Source organism: Actinoplanes sp. M2I2 (assembly GCF_023544445.1).
GTDB lineage: Bacteria > Actinomycetota > Actinomycetes > Mycobacteriales > Micromonosporaceae > Actinoplanes.
Genome location: NZ_JALPVJ010000002.1, coordinates 494,740 through 511,275 on the forward strand (window position 1 = coordinate 494,740; position 16,536 = coordinate 511,275).

General features: G+C 71.0%; 17 protein-coding genes. 9 read left to right on the top strand and 8 right to left on the bottom strand.

Going from position 1 to position 16,536, the window contains the following annotated elements:
• Window positions 1-19: 19 nt before the first annotated feature.
• Window positions 20-574 carry a TetR family transcriptional regulator gene (locus tag HJC40_RS06090; protein WP_249998874.1) on the bottom strand — a complete coding sequence of 185 codons (555 nt, stop codon included), beginning with the start codon at window positions 572-574 and terminating at the stop codon, window positions 20-22.
• A gap of 76 nt (window positions 575-650) precedes the next feature.
• On the opposite strand from HJC40_RS06090, the gene HJC40_RS06095 reads away from it, so the two are divergent.
• The 7 genes from HJC40_RS06095 to HJC40_RS06135 all read left to right on the top strand — a co-directional run bounded on the left by HJC40_RS06095 (window position 651) and on the right by HJC40_RS06135 (window position 8,623).
• Window positions 651-1,448, top strand: coding sequence for a PHB depolymerase family esterase (locus HJC40_RS06095; RefSeq protein WP_249998876.1), 798 nt, complete (start codon window positions 651-653; stop codon window positions 1,446-1,448).
• A 174-nt stretch (window positions 1,449-1,622) separates the two neighbouring features.
• Window positions 1,623-1,814, top strand: coding sequence for a hypothetical protein (locus tag HJC40_RS06100; RefSeq protein WP_249998878.1), 192 nt, complete (start codon window positions 1,623-1,625; stop codon window positions 1,812-1,814).
• Window positions 1,781-4,528, top strand: coding sequence for a LuxR family transcriptional regulator (locus tag HJC40_RS06105; RefSeq protein ID WP_249998881.1), 2,748 nt, complete (start codon window positions 1,781-1,783; stop codon window positions 4,526-4,528). Before HJC40_RS06100 ends, HJC40_RS06105 begins: the two co-directional genes overlap by 34 nt.
• Window positions 4,529-4,611: 83 nt before the next feature.
• Window positions 4,612-5,349, top strand: a complete 738-nt coding sequence (locus HJC40_RS45135) for a TetR/AcrR family transcriptional regulator C-terminal domain-containing protein (RefSeq protein WP_284042713.1) — start codon at window positions 4,612-4,614, stop codon at window positions 5,347-5,349.
• 285 nt (window positions 5,350-5,634) lie between these two features.
• Window positions 5,635-6,186: a hypothetical protein gene (locus HJC40_RS06125; protein WP_249998883.1), complete on the top strand. Its 552-nt coding sequence runs from the start codon at window positions 5,635-5,637 to the stop codon at window positions 6,184-6,186.
• 78 nt (window positions 6,187-6,264) lie between these two features.
• Window positions 6,265-7,140: a PRC and DUF2382 domain-containing protein gene (locus HJC40_RS06130; protein WP_249998885.1), complete on the top strand. Its 876-nt coding sequence runs from the start codon at window positions 6,265-6,267 to the stop codon at window positions 7,138-7,140.
• Between the two features lie 106 nt (window positions 7,141-7,246).
• Window positions 7,247-8,623 carry an FAD-dependent oxidoreductase gene (locus HJC40_RS06135; protein ID WP_249998887.1) on the top strand — a complete coding sequence of 459 codons (1,377 nt, stop codon included), beginning with the start codon at window positions 7,247-7,249 and terminating at the stop codon, window positions 8,621-8,623.
• Window positions 8,624-9,021: 398 nt separating this feature from the next.
• Here HJC40_RS06135 and HJC40_RS06140 read toward each other — a convergent pair whose 3' ends face one another.
• Window positions 9,022-9,783, bottom strand: coding sequence for a hypothetical protein (locus tag HJC40_RS06140; RefSeq protein ID WP_249998889.1), 762 nt, complete (start codon window positions 9,781-9,783; stop codon window positions 9,022-9,024).
• Window positions 9,784-9,990: 207 nt separating this feature from the next.
• Window positions 9,991-10,785, bottom strand: coding sequence for a MerR family transcriptional regulator (locus HJC40_RS06145; protein ID WP_249998891.1), 795 nt, complete (start codon window positions 10,783-10,785; stop codon window positions 9,991-9,993).
• A gap of 176 nt (window positions 10,786-10,961) precedes the next feature.
• Between HJC40_RS06145 and HJC40_RS06150 the strand changes: the two genes are divergently transcribed.
• Complete coding sequence (locus tag HJC40_RS06150) at window positions 10,962-11,750, top strand: SDR family oxidoreductase (protein ID WP_249998893.1); 789 nt, start codon at window positions 10,962-10,964, stop codon at window positions 11,748-11,750.
• Between the two features lie 13 nt (window positions 11,751-11,763).
• Here HJC40_RS06150 and HJC40_RS06155 read toward each other — a convergent pair whose 3' ends face one another.
• Both HJC40_RS06155 and HJC40_RS06160 read right to left on the bottom strand, forming a co-directional pair.
• Window positions 11,764-12,291: a hypothetical protein gene (locus HJC40_RS06155; RefSeq protein ID WP_249998896.1), complete on the bottom strand. Its 528-nt coding sequence runs from the start codon at window positions 12,289-12,291 to the stop codon at window positions 11,764-11,766.
• Between the two features lie 115 nt (window positions 12,292-12,406).
• Window positions 12,407-13,039, bottom strand: coding sequence for a TetR/AcrR family transcriptional regulator (locus tag HJC40_RS06160; RefSeq protein ID WP_249998898.1), 633 nt, complete (start codon window positions 13,037-13,039; stop codon window positions 12,407-12,409).
• Window positions 13,040-13,133: 94 nt separating this feature from the next.
• Between HJC40_RS06160 and HJC40_RS06165 the strand changes: the two genes are divergently transcribed.
• Entirely contained in the window at window positions 13,134-13,583 is a 450-nt protein-coding gene (locus HJC40_RS06165; RefSeq protein ID WP_249998900.1) for a heme-binding protein, read from the top strand.
• On the opposite strand, the gene HJC40_RS06170 is transcribed toward HJC40_RS06165, so the two are convergent.
• From HJC40_RS06170 to HJC40_RS06180, 3 genes are all read right to left on the bottom strand, one after another.
• Window positions 13,565-14,578 carry an acetamidase/formamidase family protein gene (locus tag HJC40_RS06170; RefSeq protein WP_249998903.1) on the bottom strand — a complete coding sequence of 338 codons (1,014 nt, stop codon included), beginning with the start codon at window positions 14,576-14,578 and terminating at the stop codon, window positions 13,565-13,567. The genes HJC40_RS06165 and HJC40_RS06170 overlap by 19 nt on opposite strands.
• Window positions 14,575-15,981 carry an APC family permease gene (locus HJC40_RS06175; RefSeq protein ID WP_249998905.1) on the bottom strand — a complete coding sequence of 469 codons (1,407 nt, stop codon included), beginning with the start codon at window positions 15,979-15,981 and terminating at the stop codon, window positions 14,575-14,577. The genes HJC40_RS06170 and HJC40_RS06175 overlap by 4 nt, the downstream gene beginning before the upstream one ends.
• A 97-nt stretch (window positions 15,982-16,078) precedes the next feature.
• Entirely contained in the window at window positions 16,079-16,531 is a 453-nt protein-coding gene (locus HJC40_RS06180; protein WP_249998907.1) for a hypothetical protein, read from the bottom strand.
• Window positions 16,532-16,536: the final 5 nt, after the last annotated feature.

Here is a 16,536-nt window from a genome sequence, read left to right on the forward strand (position 1 = left end):
AGGATTAAGCCTAACACCTTTAGGACTTGCGCAGTCCGTCGAGCATGACGTCCAGGTAGCGGCGGGTGAGGGCCGGGCGTTCGGCCGGTGTGGCGTGCACCGTGGCCGCGAAGACCACGCCACACATCAGGCGCACCACGTCGGCCTGCTCGAGGCCCGGACGGATCAGGCCCGCCGTCCGTACCCGGTCGAGCAGTCCGGCGGCCAGGGCGTCCAGGCGGGTCACCAGCTCGCCGGTCTCCGGGAGCTCGTGCGTGGCGGCGGCGAAGACCGGCTGAACGGCCGCGTCGGCCAGTTGGGCGTCGATGCCGGCGGTCAGGAAACCGGTGAACGCGGCCCAGGCGTCATCGTCGTGGAGAGCGGCCTCGGCCCGTACGGTCAGGTCCTCCAGGCTCGGCCGGGCCAGCGTCTCGAGCAGCGCCTCGGGGGTGGGGAAGTGGCGGTAGACCGTGGCGACGCCGATCGACGCCTCCCGGGCGACCTCGTTGAGCCGCAGCGGACGGTCCGCCGCCAGAAAAGCGCGGCCGGTGTCGACGATGTGCTGCCAGTTGCGGGCGGCGTCTCTGCGGGTCACGGTGACCAGCATAACCGGATAACCCATCCGCCTGCTGCTAGGCTGAAGTGGATACGTTATCCGGGGAGGATTCGGCATGGAGATCGACGCGGCGGGGCGGACCCGCACCTACACCCTGATCGAGCCCGACGGCGGGCACGACCGCCTGCTGCTGGTCTTCCACGGCTCCAAGCAGAACGGGGCCAAGTTCCGGGCCGTCACCGGCGGCGCGTTCGATGCGATCCCCGGCACGGCGGTCGCCTACCTCGACGGCTACCGGGGCAACTGGAACGACGCGCGCACGGCCAGCCGCTTCCCGGCCCGCCGGGCGGGCGTCGACGACGTGGCCTTCGCCGAGGCGGTGGCCGGGCGGCACGCGGGCGGGCGTCCGGTCTATGCGGCCGGCTACTCCAACGGCGGTGGCCTGGTGGTCCGGCTGCTGCACGAGCGCCCCGATCTCGTGGCCGGGGCGACGATCATCGCGGCCCAGCAACCCGCGCCCTCGAACCTCCTCGTGCCCGGGCGCCCGGTCGTGCCCCGGCCGGTGCTGCTCCTGCACGGCACGAGCGACCGGATCGTTCCGTACGAGGGTGGCGAGATGGCGGCCTGGGCCCGCTTCGTCTTCCAGGTCGGCGGCGACATGCTCTCCGCCCCCGGCACCGCCGCCTATTTCGCGGAGCGCAACGGCATCACCGCGCCGCCCACGACGGCCGAGGTGTCCGCCTCGGTCAGCCGCACCGACTACCGCGAGGACGGGCACGCGCCGGTCCGGCTCTACACCCTGCGCGGCGGCGGCCACACCATCCCGGGGCCGCACCCCGGGCCCCGGCTGGCCGGGCCGACCAACCGGGACATCGCCACCACCGAGGTGATGGCCGACTTCCTCTGGCGCTGAGCGCTCAGGCCGGCCACCGCAGCCTGGACGGCCGTGGTGTCCTAGGTATACCTAGACCGCCCGCACGTACCGTCTAAACCGTCCTGACCTGCGAAGATAGGTCAGTGCTTCCGATGTGGCAGCTGCCTGACCGGCCGAGGATGGATCTATCACCGGCTGACGAAGGAGCAAGTCATGTTGATGCACCCCGACCTGATGCTGAGCCTGGCCAACGACCGGCACCGCGAGCTGGTGGCCGAGTCGGAGCGGGCCCACCTGCTCGCCGGCGCCCGGGTGGCCCGCCGGGCCCGCCGAGCGCTCAAAGCGAAGGAGCCCACCGGTAACCTGGCGTCGTGCGAACGATCCGTGGCGGTGCCGGCCCGGTGATGATCGGCCGCGAGAGCGAGCTGCGCCGGTTGGCGCGGCTCGCTTCGGCGCGGGAACCGGCGGTCGCGATCATCGCGGGGGAGCCCGGCATCGGCAAGACCCGGCTGGTGCGCGAGCTGCTGGCCACCGTGCCGGCCGAGACCGTGGTCCTGGTCGGCCAGGCCGAGCCCGGCTCGCTGTCCCGGCCGTACGAGGTGCTCCTGGACGCCGTCGACGGCCGGCCCGGGGTCGACGAGGAACAGCTGGCGGCCCTGGCCGACGCGAGTCGCAGCCCGGTCGAGCGCCTGCACTCGGGTCTGGCCGTGCTGGCCGGACTGATCGGCGACGCGCCCGCGATCCTCGTCTTCGAGGACCTGCACTGGGCCGACTCGGAGAGCGCGGCGCTGTTCGAGCGGATCGCCGACCAGCGTGGCCCGCGGCTGCTCATCGGCACATACCGGCCGGACGAGGTGACCCACCGGCAGCCGGCGGCCGCCCTGCTGGCCCGGCTGGAGCGCCGGCACGCCGTCACCCACGTCCGCCTGGACCGCTTCACCCCGTCGCAGACCGCCGCGTTCCTGGCCTCGGTGACCGGCACCCCGGCGCCGCTGCGGGCCGCGACGGCCCTGCACCACCGCACCGGCGGCAACCCGTTCTTCCTCGAGGAGCTGCTGCGCGCGCTGCCCGGCCACGATCTCGAGGCGCTGGTCGACCAGCCGCTGCCGTGGAGCCTGGCCGACGTCCTGCGCCGCCAGGTCGACGACCTCGACCCGGTCAGCCACCGGATCGTCGAGGCGGCCTCCGTGCTCGGCCACCGCATCCCGTTCGATCTGCTGGCCGGTGTGGCCGGCGCAGGCGAGGACGAGCTCATCGCCGTGCTGCGCGACCTGGTCACCCGGGGGGTGCTGGTCGAGTCGGGGGAGGACGAGTTCGCCTTCCGGCACGCGCTGGTCCGCGAGGCGATCGCCGGTCAGATGCTCGGCCGCCAGCGCCGGCGGCTGCACGAGGCGGCGCTGGACGTGCTGCTCGGCGGCGGCGCGTCCGACCCGGCCATGGTGGCCCATCACGCCCGGGGCGCCGGCCGCTACGACGATCTGGTCGCCGCGGCCCGCGGCGGGGCGGCGCTGTATCTCTCCATCGGCTCGGCCTACCAGGCCCTGCAGCTGGCCGAGATGGGTCTCGACGAGGTCTCCGACGACGTCGAGCTGCTGGGGGCGGCGGCCCGGGCGGCGTGGCTGGCTGGCCTGCTGGACGACGCGCTGCGGTACGCCCGGCACTGGCGGGAGCTCGCCGTCGCCCCGACCGACCGCGCCGAGTCGCTCTACCTGCTGGTCCGGCTGGCCTGGGAGTCGCGCGAGTTCGCGAGCATGCGGGCCCTGACGCACGACATCGAGACCCTGGTCGCCCAGCTCCCGCCGGGCGACGGTCAGGCCCGCGCGATGACGGCCATCGCCCAGTCGGCCAACCTGCAGGACGACTACGACGCCGCGCTGGTGTGGTCCGAGCGCGCGCTCGCGGCGGCCGCCGAGTTCGACCTGCCCGCCGTGCGCCTGGCCGCGCTGATGGAGAAGGGCTCGGTGCTCACCGAGCGCCGGCAGACCGCCGCGGAGGGCCGGGCGATCCTGTCCGGCCTGGTCGACGAGGCCGAGAAGGCGGGGGAGTGGGTGCTCGCCGCCCGCGCCCTCAACATCCTGGTGCTCGACGAGCCGCCCACCTCGCCGGCCGAGCACGCCGAGACCCTCGAGCGGATGCGGATCGACGCCGAGCGAGCCGGCTTCGAGTCGCTGGCGGTGGCCACCTACTTCCAGGGCCGGGCCCGGCTCCTGCTGCGGGCCGGCGACCTCGACGCCGCCATCGGCGCGCTCGAGCAGGGCCGCGAGCAGGACCGCGGCTATCGGCGCCGGGGCCGCTGGGCCGACTACCACGGGGTGTTCCTGGCCGGGCTCTGTCTGGAGGCCGGCGAGCTCGACCGGGTCGAGCAGATCATCGCCGACCTGGCCGTGCTGCCCGACAACCTGCCGACCGCGATTCCCGGCCTCTCGTTCCATCTGGCCTGCCGCCGTCGCGATCTGCCCCGCGCCGAGGAGGCGCTGGACGCGCTCCTGCCCGCCCTGGCCGGCGAGCCGTGGCGCAGCGGCGAACAGGCCCACGACCTGATCTCGGCCGCGCTGGAGCTCGGCCTGCCCGGGCCCCGGCTCGAGCGGCTGGCCGCCGTGCTGCTCGACGGCGACGTCTGGCACGCCTATCGGACGCTCGTCGAGGCCCAGCTCGCGGAGGCGCGCGGTCACCCGGCCGAGGCCCTGGCCGGTTACGCGTCCATCGTCGAGGCCCACGTGCTGGGCCCGGCGACCCGGGGCACCGTACGCGTCGGCGCCGCCCGCTGCCTGCTTTCGGCCGACAACCGTACGGAGGCGGCCACCCACGTCGAGGCGGCGGCGACGCTGCTGGCCCGCTGGCGTGGGTGGCGGGTGACCCAGCTCGGCCAGGTCAGCGACCAGCTCGGTCTGACCGCGGCCGGTGCGGGGGAGGCGGTCAGCGGACCGGCCTCGCTCACTCCTCGCGAACGGGAGGTGGCCGTCCTGATCAGCGACGGCCTGACCAACACGGAACTGGCCCGGCGGCTCTACATCTCGCCGAAGACCGCCGCCGTCCACGTCTCCAACATCCTGCGCAAGCTCGGCGTCTCGTCCCGCACCGAGGTCGGCGGCCTCGTCGGGCGGCAGCCTCTTCTGTGACGCACCTGTCTTCGCGGCTCGACGGTCGACCGTGCCAGAATCGTGAGTATCCACGGTGGACCGACGGCGGGACCGGAGCGGCGATGAAGGACCACGACACCCCGGGCGCCGGCGGCACGACAGCCGTCACCCCGGTCGCCGGGCCCGGTCCGGGTCGCACGGGGCTCGACCAGCCGCGCATCCTCGGCGCGGCGGTGCGGTTCATCGACGAGAACGGGCTGCGCGAGCTGACGATGCGCCGCCTCGGCGCCTATCTCGACGTCGAGGGCATGGCCCTGTACCGATACGTGCCCGGCCGGGAGGCGCTCCTCGACGGGGTGGTGGAGACCGTCGTCGACGAGCTTTTCGGCGACCCGGACGTGCACCTGGAGGCCCGCGCCGGCTGGGCCGACTATCTGCGGCGCCTGGCTCACGGGCTGCGCCGCATCGCCCTGGCCCATCCGGAGGTCTTCCCGCTGGTGGCGACCCGCCCACCGGCCGCGCCGTGGATCCGGCCGCCGCTGCGCAGCCTCCGCTGGATCGAGTCGATGCTCACGGTCATGACGTCGGCCGGATTCAGCGACGAGGCCGCCGCCGCGGCATACCGGGCGTTCAGCAGCTTCCTGCTGGGGCATCTGCTCCTCGAAGTGTCGGCGCGCGGCGTCGAGGCCGGGCTCGACGCGGTCCCGACCGGTGATCTGAGCGCCTACCCCATCCTTCGCCGGATGGAGCCCCACCTGGCCCGCGATGGCGCGGCGCAGGATTTCGAGGAGGCCCTCGAGGCGCTGCTCGACCGGGTGACGTTGCTGCTGCCGCCGCCCCGGGCGGTCGATCTCCGGTAAGCCGATCGGGGTGCCCAGGGATATTTACCGGGCTCGTGTTTACCACGTAAACGGTCGGGCACCAGTGAGGTCGTAGCCGCGTCGCGTGGCCGCCGGAAAAGTGTTCCGGTGGCGGCCGGTGGCCCGATCTTTATCGGAGTATCCATGACGTCGCCTCCCGAATCGTCGTCCTCCACAGGCGCCCACGTCTGGCGTCCCGGAAACGACACACCGACCACTGAGAACCGTCAGAATGATCACGACGGTGCGGGCTCCCGCGCCGTCGGGACCCCCGATCGCCAATCCGTGGTCGCGCGGGAGAAGAGCCGCTACGGCGGCATCAAATGGGGGTCGGCCTTCTTCGGCTGGCTCACCGCGACCGGCACCGCGGTGATCCTGACCTCCCTGCTGGTGGCCGGCGGCGCCGCGGTCGGCGTCTCGACCGGCACCGGCCTCACCGAGGTGCGCGAGCGGGCCGGTTCCGAGGCCGGCACGATGACTGTGCTCGGCGGCATCCTCCTGCTCGTCGTGCTGCTCGTCGCCTATTACTGCGGCGGTTACGTCGCGGGCCGGATGGCTCGTTTCGACGGCGTCAAGCAGGGCATTGCCGTGTGGGTGTGGGCCATCGTCATCGCGGCCCTGGTCGCCGGGGCCGTCGCCGTGGCCGGTGACAAGTTCGACGTCCTGGACCGGGTCGGCGGGTTTCCCCGGCTCCCGGTCGGCGGCGGCGACGTGACCACCGGCGCGATCATCGCGCTCGTCATCGCTGTGGTTGCCGCTCTGATCGGCGCCATTCTCGGTGGCCTGGCCGGAATGCGTTTCCATCGCAAGGTCGACAAGGCCGGCCTCGGCCACTGATCCATTCCGGACGCGCCCATTCACCTCATCTCCTCGGCCCGGCATCGCGCCGGGCGGACTCCCCACGAAAGGATCACCATGATTTCCCAGAACGACATTCAGCGGGTCTTCGGCACCGACGTCTACACCACCGGTGGCGACAAGATCGGATCCGTCGGTCAGGTCTATCTGGACAATGAGAGCGGCGACCCGGAGTGGGTCTCGGTCAAGACCGGTCTGTTCGGTACGAAGGAGTCGTTCGTACCGCTGCAGGACGCCGCCCTCAACGGTGACCGCGTCGAGGTGCAGTACAGCAAGGCGCAGGTCAAGGACGCGCCGCGGATCGACGTGGACGGCGACCTGAGCCCGGCCCAGGAGGACGAGCTCTACACCTACTACGGCCTGTCCTCCACCGGCGGCAAGGTGACGTCCGGCGACAGCTCCGGCCGTCAGACGATCCGCGACACCGCCGACGGCATCGACGTCAGCCGCACCTCTGGCGGCACCGTCCGTGACGGGGACCGGGGCGACACGTCCGGCCGCGGCACCTTCCGCGACGACGACCGGGGCGACACGTCCGGACCGAACACCGACGACGCGATGACCCGGTCGGAGGAGCGGCTCGTCGCCGGCACCCGCACCGAGCAGGCCGGCAAGGCCCGGCTCCGCAAGTACGTCGTCACCGAGCAGCAGCAGGTCAGCGTGCCCGTCACCCGCGAGGAGGCGACCCTGCGGCGCGAGCCCATCACCGACGCCAACGTCGGTCAGGCGCTGGACGGGCCGGAGATCTCCGAGGAGGAGCACGAGGTCACCCTGCACGCCGAGCGGCCGGTCGTCGAGACCGAGGCTGTGCCGGTCGAGCGGGTGCGGCTCGACAAGGAGACCGTCACCGACGAGGAGACCGTCAGCGGCGAGGTCCGCAAGGAGCAGATCGAGTTCGACGGCGCGGACGCCACGGAGCGCCGCGGCCGCTGACCGACCGATACCGATCACGGCCCGATGGTCCTAGCTCTGCGGATCATCGGGCCGTAGTCCTGCGCAGGCCCCCCATCAATTGATCAAATCGCATATGGTGCCGGTCATGGGCCTGACACGTAAGCAGATGCTTTCGGTAATGGGTGCCGCGGCGGCCGCTCCACTGCTGTCCGGTGCGAGCAAGCCCCGGGTGATCCGGCGTGATGTGTGCGTCCTTGGCGGCGGCTCGGCCGGGACGTACGCGGCTGTCCGCCTCGGCGACCTCGGCCGGAGCGTGGTCGTGGTCGAGGCGCTCGACCGGCTGGGCGGGCACACCGAGACCTACCACGATCCGGCCACCGGCAGCACCATCGACATCGGCGTCGTCGTGTTCGAGGACGAGCCGGTGGTCCGCGACTACTTCGGCCGGTTCGATGTCGGCCTGGCTCGGATCGCCGACGGCGGGGGTGGCGGCGGCACGACGGCGTACGTGGACTTCCGTACCGGCCGCCCGGTCGACTACACCCCGGCGCCACCGGTCGCGCTGCCCGCGTACTTCCAGGAGATCAGCCGCTTCGGGCCGATCGACACCTTCTTCGACCTGCCCGACCCGGTGCCGGCCGAGCTGGTCGCCCCGTTCGCCGACTTCGTGGCCAAGCACGACTTCGGCTCGGTCGCCCCGCTGGTCTTCAACTACGGCCAGGGGATCGGCGACGTGCTCGGCCTGCCCGCGCTCTACGCGATCAACACGTTCGGCCTCGGCGTGACCCGCAACATCCTGAACGGCAGCTTCCTGACCACGGCGGCCCGCGACAACAGCCTGATCTACGAGCGCGCGACCGCCAAGCTGGGCGAGGACGTGCTGCTGAGCACGCGCGCGCTGCGGATCGAGCGCTCCCGCTCCGGCGTACGGGTCTGGGTCACCGGCCCCGGCGGCCCCCAGGTCATCGAGGCGAAGAAGCTGCTGGTGACGATCCCGCCGCTGGTCCGCACCCTGGGCGCCGTCGACCTCGACAGCACCGAGCGGTCGGTGTTCGGCACGTTCGTGAGCGGCGCCTACTACACCTCGGTCGTGCGGCTCTCCGGGCTGCCGGCCGGCGTCGGCCTCGACAACGTGGCGGCCGGGACGCCCTACCAGCTGCCGCCGCTGCCGGGCATCTATTCGGTGGCGCCGACCGCCGTGCCGGGGCTCTACAACGTCAAGTACGGCAGCCCGTCCCCGCTGCCCGACGCGGTCGTGCGCCGCGAGATCAGGGCGGGCATCGAGCGGGTCGCCCGGTCCGGCACCTATCCCGTCCGCTTCGAGGGCTTCGCCGTCTACAAGAGTCACACCCCGTTCGAGCTGCACGTCGGCCCGCGCGACATCGCGGGCGGCTTCTACCGCCGGCTCAACGCCCTGCAGGGCCGCAACCACACCTACTGGTCCGGCGCGGCCTGGCACTCCCACAACTCGACCCGCATCTGGACGGGCCTGGAGAGGCTGCTGCCCTCGATCGGCGCCTGAACCGGGTCTCAACCGGCGGCCGTGAATCCTCGGCTGACCATGAGGGCAGCCCTTGATCGATCAGTCCTCTCGACGAGGAAAGGGGATCGGGTGAAGGGCTGTCCTCAAGGTCAGTGTGCTTGGGCGTCGCTTTTACCGTCGTCTCCACAATGCTGCTGGGAAGGTCTTACTGAATGGTGACCGGTGGGAACGGGGCCGATCCCACGGCGAGAATCAGGATTTACACCACTATCTGTTTCGTTTGTCTCAGTATTGTCGTCCTGTTCCCTTTGATTCACCCGGAGAACCGCGGCGGAGCGGAAATGGCGCTCCGAATTGTTGGTGGAGCCCTGCTCCTCGTGGCGGCGTTCCTTCCCCTTCCGGTGGGAAAGGACGGGAAGTAGTGCGCCGGGCGATGTCTACGAGTTGGACAGAGCCTTCCACACGGCGGGGTCGTGATAGTGGTTACGCGCGCCGGTCTGCAGAACCGCGCGCAGCGTCGCCAGATGCTCGGTATCGGGCGGCAGCTGCAGGCGATCCAGCAACGCGAGAGCTGCCGTCGGTTCGAGATCGCCATAAAGGTCGTGGTAGCTGGACAGCAGCCCCTTGAACAAGGCAGGCCACAACTCGGGCACAGCCGCGACGACTTCGTAGACGTCGCTCTTGGAGGCCCAGGGAACCGGACCCGAGCACTCCAAGATGCGGACGCTTCGACGGTGTATCCGGCCGGCGGTCAGAGCGCTCAGGTCCGAGCCCGCCCTCAGCGCGCGAATGTCGTGGCCCAATACCGCTGAGAAGGCAGATTCCGCCGTACCTCGGTCTTCGAACCAATCCACCCACAATGAGTACGACAACGGCTCACACGGGTCGACGGCCTCCAACCGCTGCCGGCACGCCGCCCAGAATGCTTCGACCAGTGCCGGATCATCGTGTTCGGCGACGAACCAGCCCAGCTCGCGGGTGACCCAATATTCGTCCAGTAAATCAAGAAGGCCGAAGCCGATTCGGAGCCTTTCTTCCGGGGTCAGCCGGTCGTCGGTCAGGGCCTCGGCCGCCCACTCGTGAGCCAGCTCGCTGGTGGTCTGCTCCACGTCGCCTTGTCGCCACCGGCCGGTCTCCACAGGTATGACGCCCCGCTCAGCGAGCCAGCGAAGTGCCTCCTGCGACTCCGGTGCGTCCATGCGGAAAGTGTGCCATCGAGGCCGCTGCCACCACCCGATAAGAACTCCTGACACTGCGCCCAGCCCTTCCGACGCGCTCGTCGACTCCCCGAACCAGCTCCCGCACGGCCCAGCGGAGACCAGCAGCACCGCGAGACCCCGCCGCCGGCAACCAGCCGACCTCGAGCACGACGTCGGCCAGGAGAGCGGTCCACCGCCCGCAAGACTTCATGCCACGCGGAACACCGGCCACCCGATCTCGGTGCGCCAGGCGCCCGGGTCGCTCACATCCCGGGGCCCCACGCGGTAGACCTCCCGCACGGGCCCAGCCACCGACATCGCGTTGTCCACGACCCACGCACCGAGCTTGCCGTAGGTGACGTCCGCGCCCTCGTGCTCGCCGGAGTGGGTGGTCACCGCCAGTTCCGCGGCGGGCAGAGTCACAGCGTGCACCCGTCCGGTGCGGGGCGGAGCTGAGGTCGGCAGGTAGACCAGCACCCGACCGCGGCCCTCCTCGAACAGGGCGTTCTCGTAGGTACCTCCCGGCGGGCCGGTCACCCCTGCGCCCACGGCCGCTTCCAGCTCGGCCATCGCGCCGGCGAACCACGCCTCGACGTCGGCGTGGCCGATCACGGCCTCGACCGCCGCGACCTCGCGGGCGGGCTCGGCGCGCAGCTCGACCTCGATCGGCGCAGGATCGGGCTGCAGGAGGCGGCGCAGCGCGGTGACCGCGGCCCGGGTGCGATCCAGCTCGGCCTCCAAGCGCCGCAGGTGACCCGCGACCAGCGTCGACCGGACGCCGGGGTCCGGCGTCCGCAGGATCTGCTGCACGTCGCTCAAGGGGACGTCGAGCTCGCGGAGCCGGTTGATGACCTGCGCAGTCGGAATCTGCTCGACGGAGTAGTAGCGGTAGCCGGTCGTCCCGTCCACGACGGCCGGCTCGAGCAGCTCCCCCTCGTGGTAGCGGCGCAGGGTCCGCACGCTCAGGTGGGTCAAACGCGAGAACTCCCCGATCGTCAGCACCTCCTCAGGGTGCAGGCTCCCCCAGGGGGAGGGTCCAGCGCTTGACCCTCCGGCCCCGCGAGGCCGCACGGTGACGACATGACACCCACCGGCGCCGCGATGAGGTGCACGCGTTCCTGCGCGACGCCGGCGCCGAGTTCGAGTACACCACCGAACCGTCAGAAGGAAGAGGAAGAATGTCCAGCAAGGAACGTGACCGCCTCGACGGCCGCCACGCGCTCGTCACGGGCGGGTCGAAGGGTTCGGGCAAGGCCGTCGTCACCCGCCTGCGGGAGATGGGCGCCGACGTGTGGACCACGGCCCGGACGATGCCCGCCGGGTACGACCGCCCCGACCGGTTCATCGAGGCAGACACGTCGACCGTCGAGGGCGCCCAGCTCGTGGCCGACCGCATCGCCCAGGCTGTCGGCGCGCTCGACATCCTCGTACACGTCGTCGGGGGCGCCTCGACGCCGTCCGGTGGGTTCGCGGTCATCACCGAAGAGCAGTGGCTGACCGAACTGAACCTGAACTTCCTGGGTGCGGTGCGGCTCGACCGGGCCCTCCTGGCGGCGATGGCCGGGGCCGGGTCGGGTGTGGTGCTGCACTTCACCTCGATCCAGCGGGAACTACCGCAGTACGACGCGTCGCTGGCGTACGCGGCGGCGAAGGCGGCGCTGCGCACGTACAGCAAGGGCCTGGCCAACGAGCTCGCACCGCGCGGCGTGCGGGTCAACGCGATCAGCCCCGGCGGCATCGAGACCGAGGCCTACGAGCGGTTCGTGGACCGGATCGCCGAGGGCAACGGGCTCACCCGCGAGGCCGCCAAGCAGACGATCCACGACTCCCTCGGCGGGGTTCCCCTGGGGCGGTTCGCCCAGCCCGATGAGATCGCCGACCTGGTCGGGTTCCTGGTGTCGGACCGCGCCTCGGCCATCGTGGGCGCCGAGTACGTCATCGACGGCGGCACGGTCCCGACCGTGTGAGGTGCGGGACTGCTCAAACGGCATTTGGGGGTGCTGTCACGAAGCCGAGATTCTGCGGCCCTCGGAAAGGGAACTCGACTCTCTCGAAGCGAACGTGGTGCTGCTGGAACCACTCCGCGATCGACTCGGCCAGGGCATCCCGCCCCAGTCGTTCGTCCCGCCAGAAGTTGCAGCAGGGGACGAGGACGGTTGCCCGGCCCAGCGCTGAGTGCACGACCTCGCGCAACGCCTGGTCGGGGTGAAGTCCGACGACGAGATCGTAGTAGGTGGCGTCCTCGGCCAGGTAGGGGACGGCGCGTGACTCGACACCCTTCAGCGTCCATCCCCGCGGATCGACGACCTCGACCTGGTAGTTGAAACGCTTGCGCAGCTCCCGCGCCAGCATCCCCTGACCGCCGGCCACGTCGGCGACGTACTCGACCGAGTTGCCGAAGCGCTCGCCGATGAACTCGGCCAGTAAGGGGAAACGATCCGGGTCTCCGTGGAACCGGTGACCGCTCTTCTTCGGGGGGTGCTGCCTGCTCTTGACGCGATCACCCACCACCGCACCGTACCGCGACGGTCATCCGCCGATGTCATCGCAGTTCCGCGTACCCTGGGTGAGCCCTCACGAACGACCGCCGTTGCGCGTTGCCATCCCTGTTCCTACTGCGTGGTCACACAGCGACGGGCGGCACGAACCCGACGATCTTGTTGAGAAGCCGGCTGGTCTGCTCGATCAGGGACGGCCACGGTAGATCAGGCTCATTGATACGTAGTGACAGCATGCCGGTGATGGCGGCACGAAGGTCGAGGGCGACCGCGACCGCATCGCCGGCCGGTGCGGCCCCAGCGTCCATGGCGGCTTGAACGGCGTCGGCAGTCCGGCGCAGCATCGCCTCTTTGAACGGCATGCCGGGGTGCCGGTTCACCTTGCTTTCGTGCATCACCTTGAAAAGGCCGGGATGGTGCTGAGCCCACGTCGCCTGCGCGAGCATGCGTGCGAGCAGCCGGGTGGCCTCACCGTCGTGCTTTGCCTCTGCCTGGTGAACGGCCGCGAGCATGTCGTCGTGGCAGCGTTGCATGACAGCCAGCACGAGGGCTTCGCGATCCGGAAAATAGAGATAGATCGAGGTCGGCGAGATGGACAGGGCGCGCGCGACCGCGCGCAACGACAGCGTCTCGTCGGCGCCCGACTCGTCCAGCATGCGAACGGCCGCAGAGACGATCTCTGCTTGCAGTTGGTCACCCTGCCCGCGGGCGTTCGGGCGGCGTGGGCCGGCGGGTTTTGTCCGTGGGGCGCTGTCCATGGTTCGCATTCTCCCAGCGTCTCCGCATTGCCCTCAGAGGAGCTTGGGCCTACGGTTGTCCATACATGGACAGCTGACCACCTTAAGGAGATCTGTGCCCGTCACCCATGAGGAAGCGCAAGCGTTGATCGGCCGAGCCCATCGCCGGGCGAAGGAGCTTGGTGCACAGGTCTCCGTCGCGGTCGTAGACGAGGGCGGCCACTTGCAGGCACTCGGCCGGATGGACGGCGCGCCGCCGTTGTCGACCGAGATCGCCGAGCACAAAGCGGCCGGCGTGGCTCTGTTCCGTCGTGAGGGGGCAGAACTGCGCCGGATGCAGGAGGGGTGGCCGGCCTTCTTCGGCCAGATCGAACGCAGCTCGAGGAGACCGATACTCATCGGTGCCGGCTCGATGCTGATTCGGCGGGCAGGGGCGGTCCTCGGTGCCGTCGCGGTCAGTGGTGGACCGCCTCAGCACGACGACGAGTGCGCCGAAGCGGGGCTCGCGGGCCTGGACGCCGTCGTTCAACAGGGACCGCCGGCCGATCACCTGGTGGACAGGTAGTCCTGGGCCGCGGCGCGGAGCCGGCCGTGGCGGCCCTCGTAGGCGTCGGCGCCGTTGAGGAACCTCTTGGCCACCTTGGCCAGCATCGTGTAGTTCGGGTCGCAGACGTTGCCGACGGGGGCCTCGCCGGCCTGGCTGATCAGCTGGTACGCGTCGAGCAGGTCGAGCCCGGTGAGGCCGGCGGCCCAGGTGACCAGGTCGTGCTGGCTCATCCGGTACGCGTCCTCGAGCGGGCGGGCCGAGCCGGCCGACATCAGGGCGGTGTCGGTCTCGAAGCGCGGCGTCGGCGTCGGGACTCCCTTGATCACGTCGAGGATGACCACCGTGTTCATGGCCGCCTCGACGCCCGTACCGCAGACCTCGCCGTCGCCCTGGCGGCAGTGCCCGTCGCCCAGCGCGAACAGCGCGCCCGGCACGTTCACGCCGAAGTACGCCGTCACGCCCGCCCGCAGCTCCGGCGTGTCCAGGTTGCCGCCGTGCGCGTCCGGCACGATGGTCATGCGGCTCTCGAAGGCGGCCGGGGCGACTCCCGCCGTACCGTGCATGGGATCGAGGGGGAGCTCGACGCTGAAGTCGGAGCGCCGGGCGTGGTAGCGCACGACTCCGGCGGCGACGTCCACGTCGTACCGCCACACCAGCTCGTCGAGGGGTGCGTGCAACATGGCCGTGGTGTGGGTGCCGGTCAGCGCGCCGAAGTGCGGGAACGTCGACGAGACGGCCCAGTCGCGGGCCGGCACGATCTCGACGAAGTGCACCGCCAGGGTGTCGCCGGGCTCGGCCCCCTCGACGTGCACGGGCCCGGTGACCGGGTTGAGATAGGGGAACTCGCACACCACCGAGGGCAGGTCGCCGACGTCGCGGACGCGGCCGCCGAAGCAGTCCTCGGTGTAGAGTTCGAGGATCGTGCCCGGCTCGACCCGGCGTACCGGCTCCCGCCCGCCGAAGGTGTAGGACAGCTCCTCCGGCGAGGGGCGGTAGCTGACGACCTCGGTCATGAGTTCTCCTGCTCCGACAGGCCCGCGAGCGACGGGCGCCGTCCCGTGACATAGAAGGCGACGAGCACGATCACGCCGACGCCGAGCCAGGCGAAGCCGAGCGTCTGCGCGGCGATGTCCGCGTTGATGACCACATACAACAGGATCGCAAAGCCGATCACCGGTACGACGAGGTGCCGCCACCAGTCCCGGCTGCGTCCCCGTACGACGTAGTGGACCACCACGGCGACGTGCAACGCCAGGAAAGCGGTCATCGCGCCGAAGTTGACCAGGGTCGAGAGCAGCGAGATGCCGTCGTCCCGGCTCGCCATGTACAGCCCCAGCACCAGCGAGACGGCCGCGACCAGCAGGGTCGCGTTGGCCGGCACCCGGTGCCGCTCGTTGACGCGGCTCAGGAACCGCGGCATCTGCCGGTCGCGGGCCATCGCGTAGAGCAGCCGGCTGGTGGCCGCCTGGGCGACCAGCGAATTGGCGAAGCCCCAGGCGATGGCCGTGGCCAGCGCGGTCAGACTGGCCAGCCATCCACCGCCGGCCGCCCGGGCCGCGTCGTAGAACGCCGTGCCCTCCGGGTCGCCCTCGGCCAGCAGCCCGGGCGCGTCCGGCACCAGCAGCGCGGCCACCCAGGTCTGGACCACGAACAGCGAGCCGGCCAGCAGCAGCGCGCCGACCATGGCCCGCCCGATCTGGCGGGCCTCCTCGCGGCTCTCCTCGGCCAGCATCGAGATGCCGTCGAAGCCGAGGAACGACAGCACGGCGATGGACACCGCGCCGAAGACCACCGACCAGGAGAAGGTGTCCGCGTTGTACAGCGGGCTCCACGAGAAGCCCTCGCCCTTGCCGCCGGCCAGCGCCACGACGCCGACGACCAGGAAAATCGCCAGAATGACGGCCTCGGCGACCAGCATGATCCGGTTGACCCGCGCGGTCATCCGGATGCCGAGGTAGTTGACCGCCGTGTTGAGCAGGACGAAGGCGACCAGCCACAGCCAGACCGGCACGGCCGGCACCAGCGAGTGCATGGCCACACTGGCCACCAGATAGAGCAGGCCCGGGACGAGGACGTAGTCGAGCAGGATCACCCAGCCGGCCAGGAACCCGACCGGCGGGGCGATGCCGCGCCCGGCGTAGCTGTAGACCGACCCCGCCATCGGGAAGGCCCGCACCATCTGCGCGTACGACAGCGCGGTGAACATCATGGCGACCATGCCGATCACGTACGCGAGCGCGACCATGCCGCCGGAGCCGCTGTAGACGCTGCCGAAGATCCCGAACGGGGCGATCGGCACCATGAAGATGAGCCCGTAGATCAGCAGGTCGGTGAAGCTCAGCGAACGGCTGAGCTCCTGCCGGTAGCCGAACTGCTCGAGATCGGCGGCCGCGGGTCCGTCCGGTGCTTGAGCCATCACGTGCCTCCTCCGGCATCCGACCGCACCATCATCGATTCAGCTCGATGGGTGCGCAACCCGGCCGTGAGGACCGGGGCGGTCGGGGAGGAGTGCGTCAGGAGCGTTTCACGGCGACCGCGACGCGGTGCGTGGTGGCGTAGATGGTGCCGGCCCAGCCGTCCGCGTCACGGAAGGAGAGGCTGGTGGCGCCCGGCTCGACGCGGTCGGCGACGATCGTGAACGCGCCGCGGGACAGCTCTCGGCGATAGAACGACAGCACCGCCTCAGGCCCGGGCGCGGCCAGCGTGAACGACGCGCCCGACTCGGCGTCGGTCAGGGTGGTCAGGTGGCTGCCGGGCGGCAGACGGAACGCGGAAGGCACATTCCGTACGGTGGTCTCGGCCCGGGCAGCGGCCTGGACGTCCCGCTGGGCGACGCGCGTGCCGGCGGCCGGGACGACGGCGGCCGGCTCGGTCGACCGCCGCTCGGCGACGGCCGGGCTGCCGCAGGCGCCCAGCCCGGCGGCGAGCAGGGTGGCCACCACCGTGGCGATGCGCCTCGCGATCATCCGCC